At 43.8% G+C, this 20,513-nt stretch carries 18 protein-coding genes and 1 riboswitch; of the genes, 1 reads left to right on the top strand and 17 read right to left on the bottom strand.

Features of this window, described 5'->3' with window-relative positions:
* Positions 1-83: 83 nt before the first annotated feature.
* Entirely contained in the window at positions 84-2,759 is a 2,676-nt protein-coding gene (locus FBF75_RS01835) for a calcium-translocating P-type ATPase, SERCA-type (protein ID WP_136944390.1), read from the bottom strand.
* Positions 2,760-2,924: 165 nt separating this feature from the next.
* On the opposite strand from FBF75_RS01835, the gene FBF75_RS01840 reads away from it, so the two are divergent.
* Positions 2,925-4,634, top strand: coding sequence for an Rqc2 family fibronectin-binding protein (locus FBF75_RS01840; RefSeq protein ID WP_056704713.1), 1,710 nt, complete (start codon positions 2,925-2,927; stop codon positions 4,632-4,634).
* Between the two features lie 31 nt (positions 4,635-4,665).
* Here FBF75_RS01840 and FBF75_RS01845 read toward each other — a convergent pair whose 3' ends face one another.
* The 16 genes from FBF75_RS01845 to FBF75_RS01920 all read right to left on the bottom strand — a co-directional run bounded on the left by FBF75_RS01845 (position 4,666) and on the right by FBF75_RS01920 (position 20,409).
* Positions 4,666-5,169, bottom strand: a complete 504-nt coding sequence (locus tag FBF75_RS01845; protein WP_065460314.1) for an NAD(P)-dependent oxidoreductase — start codon at positions 5,167-5,169, stop codon at positions 4,666-4,668.
* A complete protein-coding gene (locus FBF75_RS01850) occupies positions 5,150-5,935 on the bottom strand; it encodes a sirohydrochlorin chelatase (RefSeq protein ID WP_046527257.1) in 786 nt (261 codons plus the stop codon). The genes FBF75_RS01845 and FBF75_RS01850 overlap by 20 nt, the downstream gene beginning before the upstream one ends.
* A gap of 76 nt (positions 5,936-6,011) precedes the next feature.
* A complete protein-coding gene (cobA, locus tag FBF75_RS01855) occupies positions 6,012-6,767 on the bottom strand; it encodes a uroporphyrinogen-III C-methyltransferase (protein WP_136944391.1) in 756 nt (251 codons plus the stop codon).
* Positions 6,768-6,795: 28 nt separating this feature from the next.
* Positions 6,796-7,389, bottom strand: coding sequence for an adenylyl-sulfate kinase (gene cysC / locus FBF75_RS01860; RefSeq protein WP_008344911.1), 594 nt, complete (start codon positions 7,387-7,389; stop codon positions 6,796-6,798).
* A gap of 13 nt (positions 7,390-7,402) precedes the next feature.
* A complete protein-coding gene (sat, locus tag FBF75_RS01865; protein ID WP_024720328.1) occupies positions 7,403-8,539 on the bottom strand; it encodes a sulfate adenylyltransferase in 1,137 nt (378 codons plus the stop codon).
* 57 nt (positions 8,540-8,596) lie between these two features.
* Positions 8,597-9,661 carry an inorganic phosphate transporter gene (locus FBF75_RS01870; protein WP_008344915.1) on the bottom strand — a complete coding sequence of 355 codons (1,065 nt, stop codon included), beginning with the start codon at positions 9,659-9,661 and terminating at the stop codon, positions 8,597-8,599.
* A 13-nt stretch (positions 9,662-9,674) separates the two neighbouring features.
* Entirely contained in the window at positions 9,675-10,376 is a 702-nt protein-coding gene (locus FBF75_RS01875; protein ID WP_007499702.1) for a phosphoadenylyl-sulfate reductase, read from the bottom strand.
* Between the two features lie 45 nt (positions 10,377-10,421).
* The gene (locus FBF75_RS01880) at positions 10,422-10,568 is read right to left on the bottom strand and encodes a YezD family protein (protein ID WP_008344920.1); all 147 of its coding nucleotides are present in this window, start codon (positions 10,566-10,568) and stop codon (positions 10,422-10,424) included.
* A 74-nt stretch (positions 10,569-10,642) separates the two neighbouring features.
* A riboswitch (SAM riboswitch) is annotated at positions 10,643-10,745 on the bottom strand.
* 158 nt (positions 10,746-10,903) lie between these two features.
* Positions 10,904-11,542 (bottom strand): orotate phosphoribosyltransferase, encoded by a 639-nt coding sequence (gene pyrE / locus FBF75_RS01885; protein ID WP_017359346.1) that lies wholly within the window; start codon positions 11,540-11,542, stop codon positions 10,904-10,906.
* A gap of 7 nt (positions 11,543-11,549) precedes the next feature.
* Entirely contained in the window at positions 11,550-12,254 is a 705-nt protein-coding gene (gene pyrF / locus FBF75_RS01890; RefSeq protein ID WP_129548274.1) for an orotidine-5'-phosphate decarboxylase, read from the bottom strand.
* Positions 12,226-13,158, bottom strand: a complete 933-nt coding sequence (locus tag FBF75_RS01895; RefSeq protein ID WP_017359348.1) for a dihydroorotate dehydrogenase — start codon at positions 13,156-13,158, stop codon at positions 12,226-12,228. Before FBF75_RS01895 ends, pyrF begins: the two co-directional genes overlap by 29 nt.
* Entirely contained in the window at positions 13,152-13,928 is a 777-nt protein-coding gene (locus FBF75_RS01900; RefSeq protein WP_052320398.1) for a dihydroorotate dehydrogenase electron transfer subunit, read from the bottom strand. The genes FBF75_RS01895 and FBF75_RS01900 overlap by 7 nt, the downstream gene beginning before the upstream one ends.
* Positions 13,925-17,140, bottom strand: a complete 3,216-nt coding sequence (gene carB, locus FBF75_RS01905) for a carbamoyl-phosphate synthase (glutamine-hydrolyzing) large subunit (RefSeq protein ID WP_007499710.1) — start codon at positions 17,138-17,140, stop codon at positions 13,925-13,927. The genes FBF75_RS01900 and carB overlap by 4 nt, the downstream gene beginning before the upstream one ends.
* Positions 17,125-18,219 (bottom strand): carbamoyl phosphate synthase small subunit, encoded by a 1,095-nt coding sequence (locus FBF75_RS01910; protein ID WP_019743288.1) that lies wholly within the window; start codon positions 18,217-18,219, stop codon positions 17,125-17,127. The genes carB and FBF75_RS01910 overlap by 16 nt, the downstream gene beginning before the upstream one ends.
* Positions 18,216-19,502, bottom strand: coding sequence for a dihydroorotase (locus tag FBF75_RS01915; protein ID WP_136944392.1), 1,287 nt, complete (start codon positions 19,500-19,502; stop codon positions 18,216-18,218). The genes FBF75_RS01910 and FBF75_RS01915 overlap by 4 nt, the downstream gene beginning before the upstream one ends.
* Complete coding sequence (locus tag FBF75_RS01920) at positions 19,486-20,409, bottom strand: aspartate carbamoyltransferase catalytic subunit (protein WP_017367206.1); 924 nt, start codon at positions 20,407-20,409, stop codon at positions 19,486-19,488. The genes FBF75_RS01915 and FBF75_RS01920 overlap by 17 nt, the downstream gene beginning before the upstream one ends.
* Between the last annotated feature and the right edge of the window lie 104 nt (positions 20,410-20,513).

Here is a 20,513-nt window from a genome sequence, read left to right on the forward strand (position 1 = left end):
GTGAAAACACCCAATTCTTTCATATTAATAAAATGAAAAAGGTAATAGCAGACACTATTACCTCAAAATTATACCATAACCAATTATTTTTTTCTTGTCAAAAGTGACCCCGCCAGTAAAAAAGTTGGCAATGCAGACATACCGATGATCAGAAGCCAATCAACTGGTGCGACTGCCACCGTTTTGAAAATCGGCTGAAGCGGCGGATAATAAATGACCACAAGCATCAGCAGAAGGGAAGACACAACGGCGCCGATCAAGTACATATTCCCGAATGGATTGCGTTCAAAAATAGACCGTTCACTGCGGCAGTCAAACACATGAATGAGCTGCGCCAAAACGAGTGTGCTGAATGCAACCGTCTGCGCATATTGAAGATTGTTCGGATCACGGTGATACACAAACATAAAGGCTAACAAAGTGGCAATCCCGATCAGAAACCCTCTTGATATGACCTTCCAGCCAAGCCCTCTTGCAAAAATCCCCTCTTTCATGTTGCGCGGCTTTCTCTTCATGACATCGCCTTCTGGTTTATCCAATCCAAGTGCCATAGCCGGCAAGCCGTCTGTGACAAGGTTTACCCACAAAATTTGAATTGGAACGAGAGGCAATGGAAGCGCAAGAAGCATCGCAAACAGCATGACCAAAATCTCTCCCACATTCGATGCCAGCAAATAGCGGACAAATTTGCGAATGTTTTCATAAATATTCCGGCCCTCTTTAATAGCGGATTTAATGGTCGCAAAGTTGTCATCAAGCAAAATAAGAGAAGAAGCTTCTTTGGCAACGTCTGTTCCGGTAATCCCCATGGATATACCGATATCCGCCTGTTTAATCGCTGGCGCATCATTCACCCCATCACCTGTCATCGCGACAATATGGCCATTTTTTTGATAGGCCTTCACAATTCTCAGTTTATGCTCAGGTGATACACGGGCAAAGACGTACACATCTTCTGCTGTTTGCTCCAGCTCTTTGTCGCTTAGCTGATCCAGAGCTTTTCCATCAAGCACCTTTCCTTGCTTCGGTAAGAGACTTAAATCTTTAGCGATCGCTTTAGCCGTTTCTACGTGATCGCCTGTAATCATCACTGTTTTAATGCCAGCATCCCGGCATTCTTTAATCGCTCGTCTCACTTCAGGACGAGGTGGATCAATCATGCCCTCTAGACCGATAAATGTGAGGCCAGTTTCTGCCTGCTGAACAGATGTGATTTTTTCTGTCAGGCTTACTTTTTTATATGCAATCGCAATGGTTCTAAGCGCTTGTCTTGCTAAACCTTGAATGGCAGCTTCTGTTTCTTGCCGGTGGGCCTTTGAAAATGATGCGGTGCGTCCGCCGTGCATCATATGACTTGAACGGTTCATCAGCACATCTGGCGCCCCTTTGGCAATGACATACCGCTCCTTCTGATTCGTTTCCACGACGACTGACATCATTTTTCTTTCAGAGTCAAAAGGGAATTCCTCCACCACACGAAATCCCGCTTCGATGAATTGCTCTGTAAAACCCGCTTTACGCGCAGCGGTTAGAAGTGCTCCTTCTGTCGGATCGCCATCAAGTCTCATCTCACCGTCTTTTTCAACAATGGTCGATGTATTACAAAGTGCTCCGTATAATAGCACCTTTTGCAGGCTTGGATGTTTGTCTACATGGACAAGTTCTCCATTTAAGGTAAAATCACCTGACGGCTCGTACCCAGTGCCAGAAATATTCCACGTTTTCCCCTCTGCCCATACATGTGTCACTGTCATTTTATTTTGTGTCATTGTGCCTGTTTTATCTGAGCAAATAATCGAGGCGCAGCCAAGTGTTTCCACAGCCGGCAGCTTTCTGACAATGGATTTTTGTTTAATCATCCGCTGCACACCTAGGGAAAGTGCGACAGTGACGATCGCCGGCAGCCCTTCTGGAATCGCAGCAACAGCGAGAGATACACCCGCTAAGAACATATGATACAAATCATGACCTTGCACCACACCAAGAACAACCACAAGCACAGTTAAAAATAATGCAGCCACAATTAAAATTTTTCCCAGCTGCTCAAGGCGTCTTTGCAGCGGTGTTTCCATATTACCTGCTGAATCCAGCATACCGGCAATTTGTCCCATCGCCGTATTCATCCCTGTACCAATGACAACCCCTACACCGCTTCCTCTTGTGACAAGCGTCCCCATAAAGGCCATGTTCGTCAAATCTCCAAGTGAGACATGATCTCGCGAGAGCGGACTCGCATGTTTGACCGCTGGGATGGACTCTCCAGTGAGGGCAGATTCTTCGATTTCCAAACTCTTTGTTTCTAGTAATCTGATATCTGCCCCAATTCGATCCCCACTTGAAAACTTCACAATATCTCCCGGCACGAGGTGCTTCGACGGGATCTTGACCCATTCATTGTTTCTCCTTGCATAGACATGCGGCGTTGATAATTCCTTTAGTGCTTGGAGGGACTTTTCCGCACGGCGTTCCTGATAAAAGCCAAGCACACCATTTATCAGCACAATCGCCACAATCGCCACAGCATCAATGTATTCACCTAAAAAGGCAGAAATAATCGTTGCCGCAAGCAGGATTAACACCATAAAGTCTTTAAATTGCGCTAAAAAAATAACGAATGCCGACGCCTTTTTCCCTTCCTGCAATTCATTTGGCCCATGCTTTTCAAGCCGCTTTTGCACATCTTTTTCTGACAGTCCGTCACCTATCGATGTATTCATTGTTTTTAATAAATCGGTTTGGTTCAGTTCATGCCAATTCATTTGACCTCGTCCACTCCTCTTTTGTTCTCTCTCTTATGCAGTGTTCTATAAGCCAGTTTATTCAGACTCGTCCTAAATCATGCTATAATAATAAGACTGCCTAAAGAACGAGAAAACGTAAGGTTCTTTCAGTAGATTTGTGTGAAAGAAGAGGGTGTATCCAACATGTCATTTGACGGCATTTTTACATACGGTATGACTAATGAATTGCAAGAAACATTAACTGGCGGAAGAATTTCGAAAATACATCAGCCATACAAGCATGAGCTGATTTTTCATATCCGGTCAAAGGGGAAGAATCATAAGCTGCTTTTATCCGCTCACCCGAGCTATGCAAGAGTACAGCTCACTGAGCACCATGATGATAATCCGAGCGAACCGCCAATGTTTTGTATGCTTCTCAGAAAACATCTTGAGGGTGGGTTCATTGAACGTTTTGAACAAATTGGGTTAGATCGGGTGATCGTGCTGCACGTGCGAAGCCGAAATGAAATTGGCGATGAACAAACCCGTAAGCTGTATATTGAAATTATGGGCAGGCACAGCAACTTAATTCTCGTGGAGGACGAAACGGAGCAGATCATTGACGGACTGAAACATCTTTCTCCATCTGTGAACAGCTATCGAACGGTGCTGCCCGGACATCAATATCTTCTGCCGCCGGCACAGCAAAAGCTGAATCCTTTTGACGTGACAAAGGAAGATATTTTAAAGCATTTACGTTTTCAAGAAGGGAAAATCGCCAATCAAATTGTCGATACATTCTCCGGGGTTTCTCCGCTGTTTGCTAAGGAAGCTGTCCACAGGGCCGGTCTTGCCAATCAGGAAACGATTCCAAGTACATTGCTCGAGATGTTCCAGCTCATTCAGGCGCATTCTTTTACCCCTCAGCTCACGAGAAAAGATGGGAAAGAGTATTTTTATTTATTAGAACTTCAGCACGTCGATGGTGACATGAAGACGTTTGATTCTCTTAGTGAGCTACTTGACCGCTTTTATTTCGGAAAAGCTGAAAGAGACAGAGTCAAACAGCAGGCGGCTGATCTTGAACGTTTTGTTGCGAATGAAAAAAAGAAAAATGAAAACAAGCTGAAAAAACTAACAAGAACACTTGAAGAATCTCAAAATGCGCACAAGTACCAGCTTTATGGTGAATTGCTTACTGCCAATATATATGCGATTAAAAAAGGGGATAAAGAAGCGACAGTTATCAATTATTATGATGAAGATGGCGGAGAGATCACGATCCCGCTCAAAACAAACAAAACCCCTTCTGAAAATGCGCAAGCGTATTTTACAAAATACCAAAAGGCAAAAAATGCAGTAGAGGCCGTAAATGAACAAATCAAGCGAACGCATGAAGAAATTGTTTATTTTGACGAGCTGATCCAGCAGCTGTCCTCTGCCTCACCAAAAGATTTAGAGGAAATAAGAGAAGAACTGGTGGAAGGAAAATATTTGCGTCCCAAACAAAAACGCAATGCCAAAAAGAAAAAACCATCGGCCATTCAGCTTGAAGCATATGAATCCTCTCAAGGTGTTCCGATTCTCATTGGAAAAAACAACAAGCAAAACGAATATTTGACCACAAAGGCGGCAGCTCGTGATGACATTTGGCTACACACAAAGGATATTCCTGGATCACATGTCGTCATTCGTCACAAAGCGCCTGATGAACAAACCTTACTTGAAGCGGCACAAATTGCTGCCTACTTCTCGAAGGCAAAAGAATCAAGCTCCGTCCCTGTCGATTATACGAAAATCCGGCATGTGAAAAAACCAAACGGAGCAAAACCGGGCTTTGTCACGTATGATCAGCAGCAAACATTATTTGTGACGCCTGACGAGGATGTTGTCCTAAAGCTGAGAAAATAAAAAAGAGCCGATTAAATCTTTGGATGAGATTTTATCGGCTTTTTCTTTGTCGTTTTTTTCTTTCTATATAGAGCTCATCGAGTGCATCTACATCCTCTTGTTCAAGCAAGGTCTCAATGGCCTCAGCCAGCTGTTTAGTGCGGGCTGGGCTTGCACCACTCGTAGATACAGAGATTGTCACTTTTCCTGCCCTCACAACTTTTGGCACAATCACATTGCCAAGCTCTGACTGGCTCACACAGTTGACGAGCTGATGAGGAAGCGCTGATTGCGTCATCCACTCGTTTACTGAAGGATCGTCTGTAGCAGCGACAATTAAAAATGCATCCTTTACATCTTCCGCCTCAACTTTCTTTTTCTTCCAAGTCAGCTCATATGTCTCAATGAGATCCTCCATTTCATCACAAATGTCAGGGCTCACAATGGTTATGCTGCATGGCTCCATGCATAGCGCACTCGTCCTTCTAGCCGCAATCCTTCCACCGCCGGCAATTAGCACGTGTTTATTGGTTAGATCAAGATGAACTGGAAGCATGGCTTTTTCCTTGAAAACGAAACGCATCCTCTTTGTTTAAGATGGTTTCCTGCACACGTTCAATATAAGCTGCTTTTACATGGGGATGAAACCCAATATATCGGCAGACACGGACATCTCGCAGCCGCTCTCTCGCCTGATTCGCTTCACTCTCAATCTCTTTCATTAAAATGCCGGTAAATAAAAGATAAGGCACGAGATAGACAGGCGTATCGTCATCTACTGTTAACTGTGCTAAGACGTCACGATAATTCGGTTCACACGCTGTAATAAAACACGGAAAAACCTCTGCACAAGGCAACATGCTACGGACATCATCTGCAATGCCAAACACATCCCGCTTTACATCTGGATCAGAGCTTCCGCGGCCAATTAAGAGAATTTTTGCGTGCTCTCCCTTGTATCCTGCTTCTTCAATCCTTGCGATAACCGCTTTCGTGACTTCTTGGTTCACGCCTATAGGTCTTCCATATGTCACCTTCACTTGTGGGAAACGTTTTTGTACTTTCACAATTTCATCTGGAATATCTGATTTGGCATGCATGGCAGTTAACAGGAGGAGCGGGACGATCGCAATGTGGGTTGCTCCTTTTTGTACACAAGTCTCAAACCCTTCTTCGATTGAAGGGTCCGTCAACTCTAAAAAACAAATTTCTTGGATATCTGCTTCCACTAACGGCATACAGCTTTTCATAAAAGAAATGGCTTTATCCTGTGCTTCTTTTACCCTACTTCCATGCCCAACATAAAGGACAGCTTGTTTCATTTGACTCCTCCTTGCGACCTTAGTTTTATTCAGACGAAAAGACACGATGTCTACACGTGTCTTTTCACCTTTGTTCTCATTTCTCAATCAGTGCTGGTTCAAACCAGTTCAACTTTTGATGAAAGTGAACGACATCTCCTACCACGATTAAACTTGGGTGCTCGATCCCTTCTTTTTTAACCGTTTCAGATAGTGTCGCCACCGTGCAGCAAGTCGTCTTTTGCCTCGTGGTCGTTCCCCAGTGAATAAACGCAGCTGGGGTTTCAGGATTCCGCCCATTTTTCAAAAGCAGCCGCTGAACTCTTTCCACGTTTTTGACGCCCATGTAAATGACAAGGGTATCAATCCCCGTCGCCAGCGCTTCCCACTTTTCTTCAAAATGTTCATCCTTTTGATAATGCCCTGTCACAAACGCAACATTCGAGCTGAATTCTCGGTGCGTGACTGGAATGCCTGCATAAGCAGCGGCTGCAATGCCAGAAGTAATCCCCGGGACAACTTCATATGGAATACCATGCTCAGCTAAGCATTCGATTTCTTCACCGCCACGGCCAAATACAAAGGGATCTCCGCCTTTTAGACGAACGACTATGTTCCCTTCCTTCGCATAAGCAACAAGCGCTTCATTAATCGCTTCCTGTCTCATCGTATGATGATTCGGCAGTTTGCCGCAATAGATCAACTCCGCCTCCGGTTTGGCATGGGCAAGAATCTCTTGATTGACAAGACGATCATATAAAATGACATCTGCCTGCTGTATTGCCTTATGGGCCTTTAGCGTAATTAAGTCTGGGTCACCCGGTCCGGCACCAACAATGTATACTTTCCCCATCTTGCTTTCTCCCCCTGCCATCAGGCGATTATTTCGTTTTATCCTTTACATAATCAACAAGGCGCTGTTTTGACTCCTCGCGTGATAATTCACCTGTATCTAGGACGAGCTCAGGCGCAGCTGGCTCTTCGTATGGTGAATCGATTCCCGTGAAAAATGGAATTTCGCCATTTCGTGCTTTTTTATATAATCCCTTTGGATCACGCTCTTCACACACGTTCAGATCACATTTCACAAACACTTCGTGAAATTCTCCGTCTTCGACTAACTGTCTTACGATTTGGCGGTCTTCTTGAAATGGTGAAATAAAAGCAGTAATAACAATCGTTCCTTGCTCAACAAATAATTTCGCTACTTCACCGATGCGCCGAATGTTCTCTTTTCTGTCGTCATCTGAAAAGCCTAAGTCTTTATTGAGTCCATGGCGTACGTTATCGCCGTCAAGAACTGTCACTTGGTACCCCTGTTCAAACAGCTCTCGAGCCGCTGCGTTGGCGATCGTCGATTTACCTGAACCGCTTAGTCCTGTCAGCCAAATGATCCCGCTTGTATGGTTGTTTTTCTGTTGATATTCTTTTTTAGTAATAGATGAATCATGCCACACGATATGTTCGTTGCTCATGTCATACCCTCCTTTAAGATACCGTCGTTTTTAATCCTTCGATTAATGTTTCAATGACTTCTTTTCGGCTGAACGTGCTCGGTGGTAATTCACCATTTCTCAGCATCGTTCTAACCTTTGTACCTGAAAGAATGACATGTTCGCTTTTATCATGTGGGCATGTTTTTGGTGTTGCCATGGCTTCACATGTATTGCAGTAAAAGCTGTGCTCAAATTTTAATGGTGTGATCCCAATTTCTTCGCTTGTAAATTGTTCAAATAGCTCCTGCGCTTCGTATGTGCCGTAATAATCACCAACACCTGCATGATCTCTGCCGACAATAAAATGTGTACAGCCATAATTTTTACGCACAAGCGCATGAAAAATCGCTTCCTTTGGTCCAGCATAACGCATGGCAGCAGGAAAAACACCTAAAAAGACGCGGTCTTTCGGGTAATAACCGTTCAGTAACACTTGATAGCTTTTCATTCTTACATCTGCTGGAATATCATCAGATTTTGTTTCACCAACAAGTGGATTTAGAAATAGACCATCCACTGTTTCCAGTGCTGTCTTTTGAATGTATTCATGCGCACGATGGACTGGGTTTCTCGTTTGGAAACCAACAATGGTTTTCCAGCCGTTTTCTTTAAAATGTTTTCTTGTTTCTTCTGGCTCATACGTAAATTGCGGGAAAGGTTTTTCACTGCGTTTCGTCAGTGTAATTTTACCACCAATATACGTATCACCGCGTTCAAATAATTTTTTCACGCCTGGGTGATTGCGGTCATCTGTTTTATACACATTCACTGCTTCTTTTTCCTTATCAGGTGTGTATTGATCTTCTACCTCAATGACCCCGTATACTGTTCCATTATACGATAGACGAACAATGTCACCTCGATTGATCTCCGCTGCTTTTTCCTTTGTGACAGGCAAAGTAATCGGAAGAGACCAAACGACACCACTTGCTAGTCGCATACTGCTGACAACTGCTTCATAATCAGCTTTCGTTAAAAACCCTTCAATTGGACTATACCCGCCAATTGCGATGAGTTCAAGGTCTGCAAAAGAGATGGCATCCAGCTCAATTTCTTTCGCAGCTGTGCTTAGATCAAATTCTTCATTTACTCGATTAATTAATACGCCACCATGTGGTGTTAAACTCATTTGTTCATCTTCCTCTCAATGTTCATATTTATTAGATGTTAATAGTCGGATTTATATTTAAATCCCGCCGCCCTGTTCATGAATCGAGCTGCTCTCATTTTTAACTGCCTTCATAAGACTCAGTGCACCTAGTGAAGCAAGCAGTACACTCATCATGATAAAGATAGAGTAATAGTCTCCTTTTAAGAAAAGGCTTACCAACAAATAAGATAGACTAAGTGATAAGAAAGGTGACACAACCCATACCTTCAGCATTTTTTTCACAACATGTTTATGAAAAATGTTCGGTCCACCCTTTGCCATACCAAGCCCAATAATGGACGAGGAGGTAATTTGAGTAAGGGGAACAGGGAGTCCGAATATAGAGCTGACGATGACAAGTCCTGCACCGGTGCTCGATAATAGAATGCCTTCACCCGTTTGATAGCGTGTAATTTTCTTTCCGTTTGTTTCTAGTACCCTTCTTCCTAGAAGCAGCGCCCCAATGGCCACAAAGATTCCGCCGTAAAGGGTTCCTTGCCCGACTGATAAAACACCTGATGCGACAAGCGGGCCGACCGCATTGGCGACATTGTTCATGCCGGCTGAAAACGCTTCTAAAAACCCACTGATAATCAAAACAACAGATAAGATCAATGTACCTTTTTTGGATAATGTCCGTTTAGGGAACAATCTGATGATTTTGACAACAGCAAAGGTAAAAACAAAGGCAACAATCGGAATAATCACCCAAAAAGAGACAATGACTAAGATCGATTTCACATACAGCACTTTATATGCGGCTGCCACACCGACCACAGCTCCTACTGTGACCTCACTTGTGGATAAAGGAATGGCCAAGAGGTTCGCTATGAAAAGTGATAATGCGGCCGAGCCAATGATGATACACACAATTTCAAGTGTGATGACAGATTCAGGCATAATCCCGGAGCTGATCGTTTTGACGACCTCGCCGCCGCCAATCACTGAACCTGCTAATATTCCAACTGCACAAACGCTGAGCGCGTATATTGGCTTTTTGATCGCACCTGAACCATATGCGATGCCCATCGAAGCGGCTGCTCCGCTTGCGCCAATATTTAAAGCAAAGAATAAGCTAAATAAAATTGCGGCGATTTCCATACATTATGCTCCCTTACTCATGTAATCCGCACTCAGTCTTTGCTGTCCCTGACCATCTTCCAGAACGCAAATCATCAGCAGTAAATGCCGGCTGTGTACAAGGTGCACACCCGATGCTTGGATATCCTTGGTCATGCAGCGGATTATAAGTAAGATCCTCTCTAGACGCATATCTCCATATGTCCTTCCACGTCCAGTGAATGAGCGGACATACTTTGACTGATTGGAATTTTTCATCCTTATTTAAGAAGTTCGTACCTGCTCGTTTAGGCGACTGCTCTCTTCTTAAACCAGACAGCCATGCCGGATAGCCAGATAGTGCCTCTTGCAATGGAATGACCTTTCTCATATGGCAGCAGCTTTGAGGATTCGTTTCCCATAATTTATCACCATGCTGCTCATTCTGCTCTTCCACCGTCAGCTCAGGTGTTTTCAGCACGATGTCTAACCCGGGATATCTTTCCCTAACTGCATCAATGGTGTCGTATGTTTCCTTGAAATGCAGACCTGTATCTAAAAAGACAATTCTTGCATCTTTTTTTACTTTCGCAATAAGATCGATCAGGACAATGCCCTCAATGCCAAAACTGCATGCATAAACGAGCTGATCACCATAGTGGCCGTACGCCCATTTCAGCACAGATAGGGCCCCTTTATACAAATCGTCCTCTTGAAATGTAATGGACGGCTCTTGCCAATTTTCATAAGTTAACATTGTTTCTCCCCTTCCGGAGTACTGCTTCTATTGCTATTCTCCGCACTACTTTAATCTGATTTTTTCATTTTTTTCCACTTGAATCACTTGACCGTCCTGAACGATCAACGTAATTGAACCGAATTTCATATCCCCAATCAGCTCTTGCATATGCTTCACTAAGTCCTCATCCTGGTTTTGTTTCAGTTCCATCTCCTCTTCCTCCTCACCGTTAAAATAAAAAAACTTTCTTTCAGTCCGAAAGAAAGATGAGGAAGCTCACGATTTCCTTATCTTTCAAAATAGAATCATTTTGCAGGAAGTAGCACCTTGCAAATCGCAGGTTGCCGGGCTTCATCGGGCCAGTCCCTCCACCTCTCTGGATAAGAGTTTTAATTTGTATTAAATATTAACACAATTCAAACAAAAGTCAACCCGACTTTATTGATAGGATTAGTTTTTATTTAAATTTGAGTCTTTTTTACTATTTTTAACCAAATAAAAAACTGTGCAGCGCAGCACAGCTTTTTTAAAACAAGACAAGCTTTTTAGACCGTTTCTTCCATCCAAGATTCAGACGAAGGATCCTGTCTCCAACGTTTTAGTTTATTCATAGCAGAAGGCTCAATTGCTTTTAGCTCAAGTGCCACTTCTGTCAGTGTGTCATAGTCTGTCAGCGTGACATAGGGAATGTTTTTCTCTTGAAAAGCCGCAGCTGCTTTTGGCAGTCCATAAGTGAAGATCGCAACAACTCCGAGTACGTCACAGCCTTCTTCTTCTAGAGCAGCCACAACTTCAAGAACGCTGCCTCCAGTTGAGATGAGGTCTTCTACGACAACCACCTTTTGTCCAGGTGATACGGCTCCTTCAATTTGATTTCCTTTTCCGTGTGCTTTTGGTTTACTTCTTACATAACACATCGGTACATTCAGACGATCAGCTGCTAATGCCGCATGAGGAATGCCAGCTGTAGCTGTACCTGCGACAACTTCCGCTCCTTCAAAATGAGTGAGAATCAAGTCTTTTAAACCTTCCGCAATGTCCCCTCTGACCTCAGGATAAGACAAGGTGAGGCGATTGTCACAGTAAATCGGTGATTTGATACCGCTCGCCCATGTAAATGGTTCGTCTGGTTTTAAAGAGACAGCTTTGATTTGTAATAAATGCTTCGCGATTTTCGTTTTCATCCGGCAGTCACTCCCACTCTTTCAAAATTTGTTGATAAGCTTCCACTGGGTTTGTGGCTTTTGTGATCGATCTTCCCACAACAATCTGCGAAACACCCTGTTCTTTGGCAAAGGCAGGTGTCGCCACACGCTTTTGGTCATCCGTTTGATCATTTGGTAAGCGAATTCCTGGCGTCACAGTGAGAAAGGAAGGAGAGATTTGTTCATGAAGCTGTTTTGATTCATGAACAGAGCACACCACACCATCAAGTCCACTTTCATATGCCAATTGTCCATAATGAAGCACCGCCTCTTGCAATGGGCGGTCAATTAGTAATTCTTTTTTCATCATATCTTCTGACGTGCTTGTCAGCTGGGTCACTGCAATAATAGCCGGGCGATTTTGCCCGGCAGGGGTTCCGCTTTCAAGCCCCTCTACGGCCGCCTGCATCATTCTCTTCCCGCCGGCTGCATGCACATTCACCAAATCAACACCAAGTGCAGCAAGCCTGTTCATCGCTTTTTGCACAGTTGTTGGAATGTCATGAAGCTTCAGATCAAGGAAAATACGGCAATTTTTTTCTTTCAGTGCGTCAATAATGGCAGGACCTTCTTGGTAAAACAGCTCCATGCCGACCTTTACGAATAATGGAGCGCCTTCAAAACGATCTATAAAGGCGTGCGCCTCCTGTCCTGATGGAAAATCAAGCGCGATGATGGGCAAGTGCTTCATGTTTCCAGCTCCTTCCGATGCATTCCTCTACAGATGAATACCCATAAGCCGCTAACACATTCGGCAGTTCATCAATGATTTCCGGGCAAATAAATGGGTTCACAAAATTGGCTGTCCCAACAGCTACCGCACTTGCGCCAGCTAGTAAAAATTCAAGTACATCTTCAGCGCTTTGCACCCCGCCCATCCCAATAATCGGAATAGAAACGGCCTGACTGACCTCATGCACCATTCGGATGGCAACAGGTTTTACAGCAGGACCTGATAATCCGCCTGTTTTATTGGCAAGAATGGGTTTGCCTGTTTTTAAATCTAAACGCATCCCAATCAAGGTATTGATCATGGTGAGTCCATCCGCTCCAGCCGATTCAATCGCTTTAGCAATCTCAACGATATTGGCTACATTAGGTGACAGTTTCACATAAACAGGAACGGAGGAAACTTCCTTAACGGCTTTTGTCAATGTAGCTGCCATTTCTGGATCGGTCCCAAAGGCAATTCCGCCTGTTTTCACATTCGGACACGAGATATTCAGTTCAAGGGCGTGAACATTGCTTGCTTGACTAATTTGCTTTGCTACTTCAACATAATCATCAACTTGTGATCCAGCAACATTGGCAATAATAGGGGTATCGAACTGCTCAAGCCAAGGTAATTCATGTTCAAGCACGCCTTTTAGACCTGGATTTTGGAGACCAATCGCATTCAGCATACCGGCTCCTGTCTCAGCTACCCTCGGTGTCGGGTTGCCAAATCTCGGTTCAAGGGTCGTGGCTTTAATCATGATGCCGCCCAGCAAGGAAAGGTCATATAATGATGCGAATTCTTTTCCAAATCCAAAACAGCCTGATGCAGGAATGATTGGATTTTTTAAAGATAAGCCGGGTAATTCGATGTTTAGCATGATAGCGCCACCTCCTCCGCTTTAAAAACAGGTCCATCCAGACAAACTTTAACATACGGTTTCTCGTGCTGATCGGTATGACAGACACAAGCAAAGCATGCACCGATTCCGCAGCCCATTCGTTCTTCCATTGAAATATAGACAGGCTTATCGGGATAAGAGTCTTTTAGTGCTTTTAACATAGGTGTCGGTCCACAGGAAAGCAAGACATCAAAGTCCAGCTCATTCTCTTCAATGACATTTGTCACGAAACCTTTCGAACCATATGTCCCATCAACGGTTGCGATAAACGTATCTCCGAGTGCTTGAAACTTCTCCTCATAAAATACATCCTTTTTCGATTGAAAACCGAGAACATGTTTTACGATGACGCCTTTTTCCGTTAACCGCTTAGACAGTTCATATAACGGAGGCACACCGATTCCTCCACCGACTAATAATGCGGTCTGTCCGGCCTGAACTACTGAAGGGTCATAGCCGTTTCCAAGCGGACCTAACACATCGACTGCCTCTCCCGCCCGCTTTTGGGAAAGGAGCTTTGTGCCCTCTCCCTCTGCGCGGTAAATGATGGTTGCTTCTTGCTTTTCGGCATGAATGTTGGCAATACTGATCGGTCTTCTCAGCAGCGGTGTCATGGATTCACTGACCTTTATATGAAGAAACTGTCCAGCTGTTTGAAAGGATTCAACAAGATCACCCTTTAATGTCATTTCGTAAATATGATCAGCGATCTCTCGGTTTGAGACGACCGTCAAGTATGCTTTTTTCATATCGTTACTGTCACCTCAGCATTCGTTTTCACTTCTGGCATTTCATCTGCTCTAAATGTCATGCTCTCTAGCACTCTTAAAATCGCTTCCGCTGTATCTAGTGACGTTAAGCAAGCGACACCATTTTCAACAGATTCACGTCTAATTCTAAAGCCGTCTCTTGCCGGCTGTTTTCCTTTTGTTAAGGTGTTGATGACAAATTGGGCTTCACCATTTCGAATGACATCCAGCAGATTCTTTCCTTCTTCTCCTATTTTGCCGACAACACTTGATGGAATGGAGGCTTGTTTTAAGTAATTCGCTGTTCCTTCTGTTGCTAAAATATGATAGCCGATGGAATGGAATCTTCTTGCAATTTCAAGTCCTTCTTCTTTATCTTTATCAGCCACTGTCAGGAGAACCGTTCCGTCTTTTGGAATTTGAATGCCTGATGCAATCAATCCTTTGTAGAGGGCTTTTTCGATTGTGACATCTTTCCCCATGACTTCACCTGTTGATTTCATTTCAGGCCCTAGTGTAATATCTACTCTTCTTAGTTTTGCAAAAGAGAAGACTGGAACTTTCACATATACGCCTTCTTGCTCAACATGAAGCCCTTCTTGGTAGCCATAGTTTTTCAGTTTTTCTCCTAAAATAACCTTTGTAGCTAAGTTCGCCATTGGAATGCCTGTAATTTTACTTAAGAATGGGACAGTCCGGCTTGAACGCGGATTCACTTCAAGTACATACACTTCACCTTTTGATAGCACAAATTGAATGTTCAAAAGCCCAATGATGTTAAGGCCTTTTGCGAGTTTAATCGTGTATTCTGCGATTTTCGCTTTGATGTCCTCAGACAAAGTTTGCGGCGGGTAGACCGCAATGGAGTCTCCAGAGTGAACTCCGGCTCTTTCAATGTGTTCCATAATGCCTGGTATGACAACCGTTTCTCCGTCAGACACAGCATCTACTTCAATTTCTTTTCCTGTCAAATACTTGTCAATGAGCACTGGGTGCTGCGGATTGACTTTCACCGCATTCTCCATGTAGTGAAGGAGCTCAGCTTCTTGATACACAATTTCCATTGCACGGCCGCCTAATACATAGGAAGGACGGACAAGCACGGGGTAACCGATTTGATTCGCAATCGCTACTGCCTCTGGCACAGACGTTGCTGTCTTACCTTTTGGCTGCGGCACGCCGAGAGTTTCTAATGTTTGTTCAAACTTGTCACGGTTTTCCGCACGGTCAAGGTCTTCAAGCGATGTTCCAAGTATCTTAACCCCTCTATTTGATAATTCATCTGCTAAGTTAATCGCTGTTTGTCCGCCAAACTGAACGACGACACCTTCTGGTTGTTCAAGGTCGATGATGTGCATCACATCTTCTACAGTGAGTGGTTCAAAGTAGAGCTTATCTGAAATACTAAAGTCTGTTGAGACGGTTTCAGGGTTGTTGTTAATAATAATGGCTTCATAGCCTGCTTGTTTGATTGCCCACACTGAATGAACGGTCGCATAATCGAATTCAACCCCTTGTCCGATTCTGATTGGACCTGAGCCTAGCACGATGACACTTTTCTTATCTGTTCGTTCGGATTCATTTTCATCTTCATATGTGCTGTAGAAATATGGTGTTTCTGATTCAAATTCTGCCGCACATGTGTCCACCATCTTATACACAGGAACGATGCCTGCTTCTGTTCTTAGGTTATAGACATCTGCCTCATTCATATTCCATTCGCGGCTAATATAAATATCTGAGAAACCTTTTTCTTTCGCTTCTTTTAAAACGTCTACATTGCCTTTGTTTTCTTTTAGTGTCTTTTCAAATGCGATAATGCCTTCCAGCTTATGAAGGAAGAAATAATCAATTTTCGAGAATTCATGAATCTGTTCGACGGTATAGCCTCTTCTTAGCGCCTCAGCGATATAAAACAGACGCTCATCTCCTGCTTTGATAATCCGCTTTTCAAGCACTTCGTTTGTAATGTCCGCTTCGTCTTTTAATTCAATGTGATGCACATCCGCTTCAAGTGAACGAACAGCCTTTAAAAGAGACTCTTCTAATGTGCGGCCAATCGCCATGACTTCACCCGTTGCTTTCATTTGTGTTCCAAGTCGTCTGTTGGCAGATTCAAACTTATCAAACGGCCAGCGCGGGATTTTTGAAACGATATAGTCGAGTGCTGGTTCGAACGCTGCATATGTTTTACCTGTGACTGGGTTCATCATTTCATCAAGTGTTAGGCCGACTGCGATTTTCGCTGCAAGTTTTGCAATTGGATATCCAGTTGCTTTAGACGCAAGAGCAGAAGAACGGCTCACGCGCGGGTTTACTTCGATAATATAGTATTGGAAGCTGTCTGGATCAATCGCCAGCTGTACGTTACATCCGCCTTCAATGCCAAGTGCACGAATCAGCTTGAGTGACACATTACGAAGCAGCTGATATTCACGATCACTTAGCGTTTGACTTGGTGCCACAACGATACTGTCACCTGTGTGGATGCCGACAGGATCAAAGTTTTCCATGTTACAAACCACAATGGCATGATCTCCGCTGTCACGCATAACCTCATATTCAATTTCTTTAAAACCTGCGATACTTTTTTCAAGCAAACATTGTGTCACCGGACTTAACTTCAGTCCATTCTCGACGATTTCTTTTAATTCTTGTTCATTTGTACAAATTCCGCCGCCTGTTCCGCCTAGTGTATAGGCTGGTCTAACAATGACCGGGAAACCGATTTGATCTGTGAATGCCATCGCTTCTTCAAGGTTATGGATGATTTCACTTTCTGGTACAGGTTCATTTAATTCATTCATTAGATTACGGAATAAATCTCTGTCCTCTGCTTTTTGAATAGCTGACAGCTTTGTGCCTAGTACTTCAACACCGCATTCAGCGAGTACACCAAGATCTGATAATTCAACAGCAAGGTTCAATCCAGTTTGTCCGCCAAGTGTTGGCAGAATCGCATCAGGACGTTCTTTTCGAATGATTCGTGTTAAAAATTCTGGTGTCAGTGGTTCGATGTATACCTTATCGGCCATTTCTGTATCCGTCATGATCGTCGCAGGGTTAGAGTTCACAAGAACGACTTCATAGCCCTCTTCTTTTAGCGCTAAGCAAGCCTGTGTGCCTGCATAGTCAAACTCCGCTGCCTGACCGATGATGATTGGACCTGAACCGATCACTAAAATCTTTTTGATATCTACGCGTTTTGGCATACTTCTTCCCCTTCTTTCTCAGTTGTATGAATCATGTCCATGAACTCGTCAAATAAGTAGTTCGCATCTTCTGGACCCGGTGATGCTTCTGGGTGATACTGGACAGTGAATGCTGGTGCTTCTTTATGTTTTAATCCTTCAATGGTGTTGTCATTTAGCGCAATATGTGTGACTTCAAGCACGTCTTCATTAATGGCGCTAACCGTGTAGCCATGGTTTTGAGACGTCAAGGTTACCTTGCCAGTTGCTAGTTCTTTGACTGGATGGTTGGATCCTCTATGCCCAAATTTCATTTTTTCTGTACTTGCGCCGCACGCAAGCGCGAATAACTGGTGTCCTAGGCAGATACCAAAGAGTGGTACCTTTCCAATCAGCTGCTGAATCATTTCAACTGCTTCTGGTACATCGACTGGGTCTCCAGGTCCGTTTGAAAGCATGATGCCATCTGGTTTTAACTGTAATACTTCATCTGCCGTGATATTGTATGGCACCACAATGACATCACAATCTCGCTTATTGAGCTCGCGCAAAATGCCGTGCTTCATGCCGAAATCGACAAGCACAATTCTTTTGCCTCTTCCTGGGCTTGGATACGCATTTTTCACAGATACTTGGCTTACTTGATCTGTTGGCAGCTGCATCGTTTGAAGGCGGCTTACAACGTCTTCTACTTGTTCATCCGGTCCTGCAAATGCTCCTCTTAATGTACCTGCACTTCGAATCATGCGCGTGAGCTTGCGTGTATCAATGCCGCTGAGACCCGGAATATTTTTCATTTTTAAATACTCATCAAGTGAGTATGAAGAGCGCCAGTTTGAAGGCTTTTCACAAAGCTCTTTCACGATCAGCCCTTTCACAAACGGTGTGATCGATTCAAAATCATCACGGTTAATGCCGTAGTTGCCGATCAGCGGGTAAGTGAGTGTGACAATTTGTCCGCAGTACGACGGGTCAGACAAAATCTCTTGATAGCCTGTCATCCCTGTGTTAAAGACGACTTCTCCGACTGACGGTTCTAAGCTGCCAAAGCCTGTTCCTTCGAATACTGTTCCGTTTTCTAGCACTAAGCGTCTCTTCATTTTACTAGTCTCCCCTCTTCATAAACGACTTTCCCAGATGCAAGTGTCATGACCGGCCATCCTGATACAGTCAATTTGTCAAACGGTGTATTTTGTCCTTTAGATAAGAAGCTTTTTTTGTCAATTGCCATTTCTTTGTTTAAATCAATCAGTGTGATATCAGCGATTTGACCTTCTTCCAGCTTTCCGTATGGAAGAGCAAAGGCTTCTGCTGGTTTGATGGTCATATAATCAACAAGTTCTTTTAATGTCCATTCCCCTGTTTTCACAAAACGTGTGTACAGAAGCGGGAACGCTGTTTCAAGTCCAACAATCCCAAAAGGTGCCCTCTGCATCGTTTCGTTCTTTTCTTCTTCTGTATGCGGTGCATGGTCTGTGGCGATAAAATCAATCGTGCCATCTAAAAGCCCCTCGATCAGTGCCTCGCGATCTTCTGCTCCTCTGAGCGGCGGATTCATTTTATAGTTTGTGTCAAGACCTGGGATGTCTGTATCACATAAGAGCAGGTGATGTGGAGAGACCTCAGCCGTCACACGAATGCCTGCTTTTTTTGCATCGCGTACCACTCGGACGGATTCCTTTGTACTGATATGACATACATGATAATGACAATTCGCTGCTTCTGCTAAGAGGACATCTCTTGCAATATGCACCGATTCACAAATTGACGGTATCCCGTTTAACCCATTTGCTTTTGAAAAGTCTCCTTCATGAACGCATCCTCCATAAATGAGTGAGTTATCTTCACAGTGCGCCACTATGGCTTGATCAAGGCTTGCTGCTTTTTTCATTGCTTCGTACATCATGCCTGCGGTTTGAATACCAACACCGTCATCCGTAAAGGCAAATGCGCCCGCTTCTTTTAACGCTGCAAAGTCTGTCATCTCTTCGCCAATTTGTCTCGTCGTGATGGAAGCGTATGGCAGTACTCTTACAGAGGAGGTCTCTTTGATTCGATTCATCAGCCATTCCATTTGTTCTTTTGTATCTGGAACTGGTCGTGTATTCGGCATTGCTGCAATGGTCGTATACCCGCCTCTTGCTGCTGCCTTAGAACCTGTTTCAATGGTTTCTTTTTTCTCGCCGCCTGGCTCTCTTAAATGCACATGCAGATCAATCAAACCTGGTGATACAAATAGCCCTGCTGCATCAATGACTTCTTCTCCGTCTTCTCTTTTTAAGTGACCCATTGCTTGAATCACTTTTCCTTCTACCCTAATATCCTGCTGCACTCTTTCCCCTGTGCTTGATAAGATAAAACCGTTTTTAATGAGATATGACATAGACAGAATCTCTCCCTTTTTGATGTAGTCTGCTATTTTGAAAAGCCCTTTTTAACACAGCCATTCGGATATACACACCATTTTCCATTTGTTTGAAAATCCTTGACTGTTTTGACTCTACTAATGAATCATCTATTTCAACACCTCTATTTACTGGTGCTGGATGCATAATAATCGCTCTTTCTTTCATTTTGCTTGCCCTGTCTACTGTTAATCCATAAGTCGATAAGTAACCCTCATTGCCCATCTTTTCTGAGTGCCTTTCATGCTGAATTCTCAGCAGCATCACCACGTCAGACCGCTTCATGGCTTCGTCCACTTCGACATACGTTCCATGAGGATTTTGTTCATCTTGGAAGGAAGCTGGTCCTGAAAAGAGCACTGTCGCTCCTAGTCTTGCGAGGACTTCAGCATTGGACCTTGCCACCCTGCTATGTTTGATATCACCATGAATCGAGATGGTTAAGCCTTCAAAACCGCCAAACTCTTCGAAGATCGTCATCAAATCCAGCAATGATTGGGTAGGGTGCTGACCGCAGCCATCTCCCGCATTAATGATTGGAATCCCGACCTTCCCAATCAGCTCTTTGTAATATTCGTCTGTACTGTCTCTGATGACACATGCCTTGACTCCGATGGATTCAAGTGTTTTCACTGTATCGTAAAGGGTCTCTCCCTTTTGAACAGAGGTACTTGCTGCGTCTAGGTTCAGCACATTCATTCCAAGTTTTTTCTCTGCCACCTCAAAGCTAAAACGCGTTCTTGTACTTGGTTCAAAGAAGAGGTTCGCTACAAATTCACCTGCTAAACCATGTTCCTGTTTCCCTTTTTTCAATGCACATGCTTCTTCAATCAGCTGTAAAATTTCTTCCTTTGACAAGCTACTCATTGTCGATAAATCATTCATTTTTTCTGCCCCCTCTAGTTTTTCATCACTTTCAGGTTCAAAAAAACCCTAAGCCTCGGCAGCTTAGGGTTCTCCAAAAGAAGCAGGGGTGCTTTCGCACGTTC

The sequence above is a fragment of the Bacillus sp. S2(2019) genome (assembly GCF_005144805.1).
GTDB lineage: Bacteria > Bacillota > Bacilli > Bacillales > Bacillaceae > Bacillus > Bacillus altitudinis.

What these genes read in the sequence shown, in the direction of transcription:
- FBF75_RS01835 (WP_136944390.1), bottom strand. Translation starts at nt 2,759, where the DNA reads ATGAATTGGCATGAACTGAACCAAACCGATTTATTAAAAACAATGAAT.
- FBF75_RS01840 (WP_056704713.1), top strand. Translation starts at nt 2,925, where the DNA reads ATGTCATTTGACGGCATTTTTACATACGGTATGACTAATGAATTGCAA.
- FBF75_RS01845 (WP_065460314.1), bottom strand. Translation starts at nt 5,169, where the DNA reads ATGCTTCCAGTTCATCTTGATCTAACCAATAAACACGTGCTAATTGCC.
- FBF75_RS01850 (WP_046527257.1), bottom strand. Translation starts at nt 5,935, where the DNA reads ATGAAACAAGCTGTCCTTTATGTTGGGCATGGAAGTAGGGTAAAAGAA.
- cobA (WP_136944391.1), bottom strand. Translation starts at nt 6,767, where the DNA reads ATGGGGAAAGTATACATTGTTGGTGCCGGACCGGGTGACCCAGACTTA.
- cysC (WP_008344911.1), bottom strand. Translation starts at nt 7,389, where the DNA reads ATGAGCAACGAACATATCGTGTGGCATGATTCATCTATTACTAAAAAA.
- sat (WP_024720328.1), bottom strand. Translation starts at nt 8,539, where the DNA reads ATGAGTTTAACACCACATGGTGGCGTATTAATTAATCGAGTAAATGAA.
- FBF75_RS01870 (WP_008344915.1), bottom strand. Translation starts at nt 9,661, where the DNA reads ATGGAAATCGCCGCAATTTTATTTAGCTTATTCTTTGCTTTAAATATT.
- FBF75_RS01875 (WP_007499702.1), bottom strand. Translation starts at nt 10,376, where the DNA reads ATGTTAACTTATGAAAATTGGCAAGAGCCGTCCATTACATTTCAAGAG.
- FBF75_RS01880 (WP_008344920.1), bottom strand. Translation starts at nt 10,568, where the DNA reads ATGGAACTGAAACAAAACCAGGATGAGGACTTAGTGAAGCATATGCAA.
- pyrE (WP_017359346.1), bottom strand. Translation starts at nt 11,542, where the DNA reads ATGAAAACGAAAATCGCGAAGCATTTATTACAAATCAAAGCTGTCTCT.
- pyrF (WP_129548274.1), bottom strand. Translation starts at nt 12,254, where the DNA reads ATGAAGCACTTGCCCATCATCGCGCTTGATTTTCCATCAGGACAGGAG.
- FBF75_RS01895 (WP_017359348.1), bottom strand. Translation starts at nt 13,158, where the DNA reads ATGCTAAACATCGAATTACCCGGCTTATCTTTAAAAAATCCAATCATT.
- FBF75_RS01900 (WP_052320398.1), bottom strand. Translation starts at nt 13,928, where the DNA reads ATGAAAAAAGCATACTTGACGGTCGTCTCAAACCGAGAGATCGCTGAT.
- carB (WP_007499710.1), bottom strand. Translation starts at nt 17,140, where the DNA reads ATGCCAAAACGCGTAGATATCAAAAAGATTTTAGTGATCGGTTCAGGT.
- FBF75_RS01910 (WP_019743288.1), bottom strand. Translation starts at nt 18,219, where the DNA reads ATGAAGAGACGCTTAGTGCTAGAAAACGGAACAGTATTCGAAGGAACA.
- FBF75_RS01915 (WP_136944392.1), bottom strand. Translation starts at nt 19,502, where the DNA reads ATGTCATATCTCATTAAAAACGGTTTTATCTTATCAAGCACAGGGGAA.
- FBF75_RS01920 (WP_017367206.1), bottom strand. Translation starts at nt 20,409, where the DNA reads ATGAATGATTTATCGACAATGAGTAGCTTGTCAAAGGAAGAAATTTTA.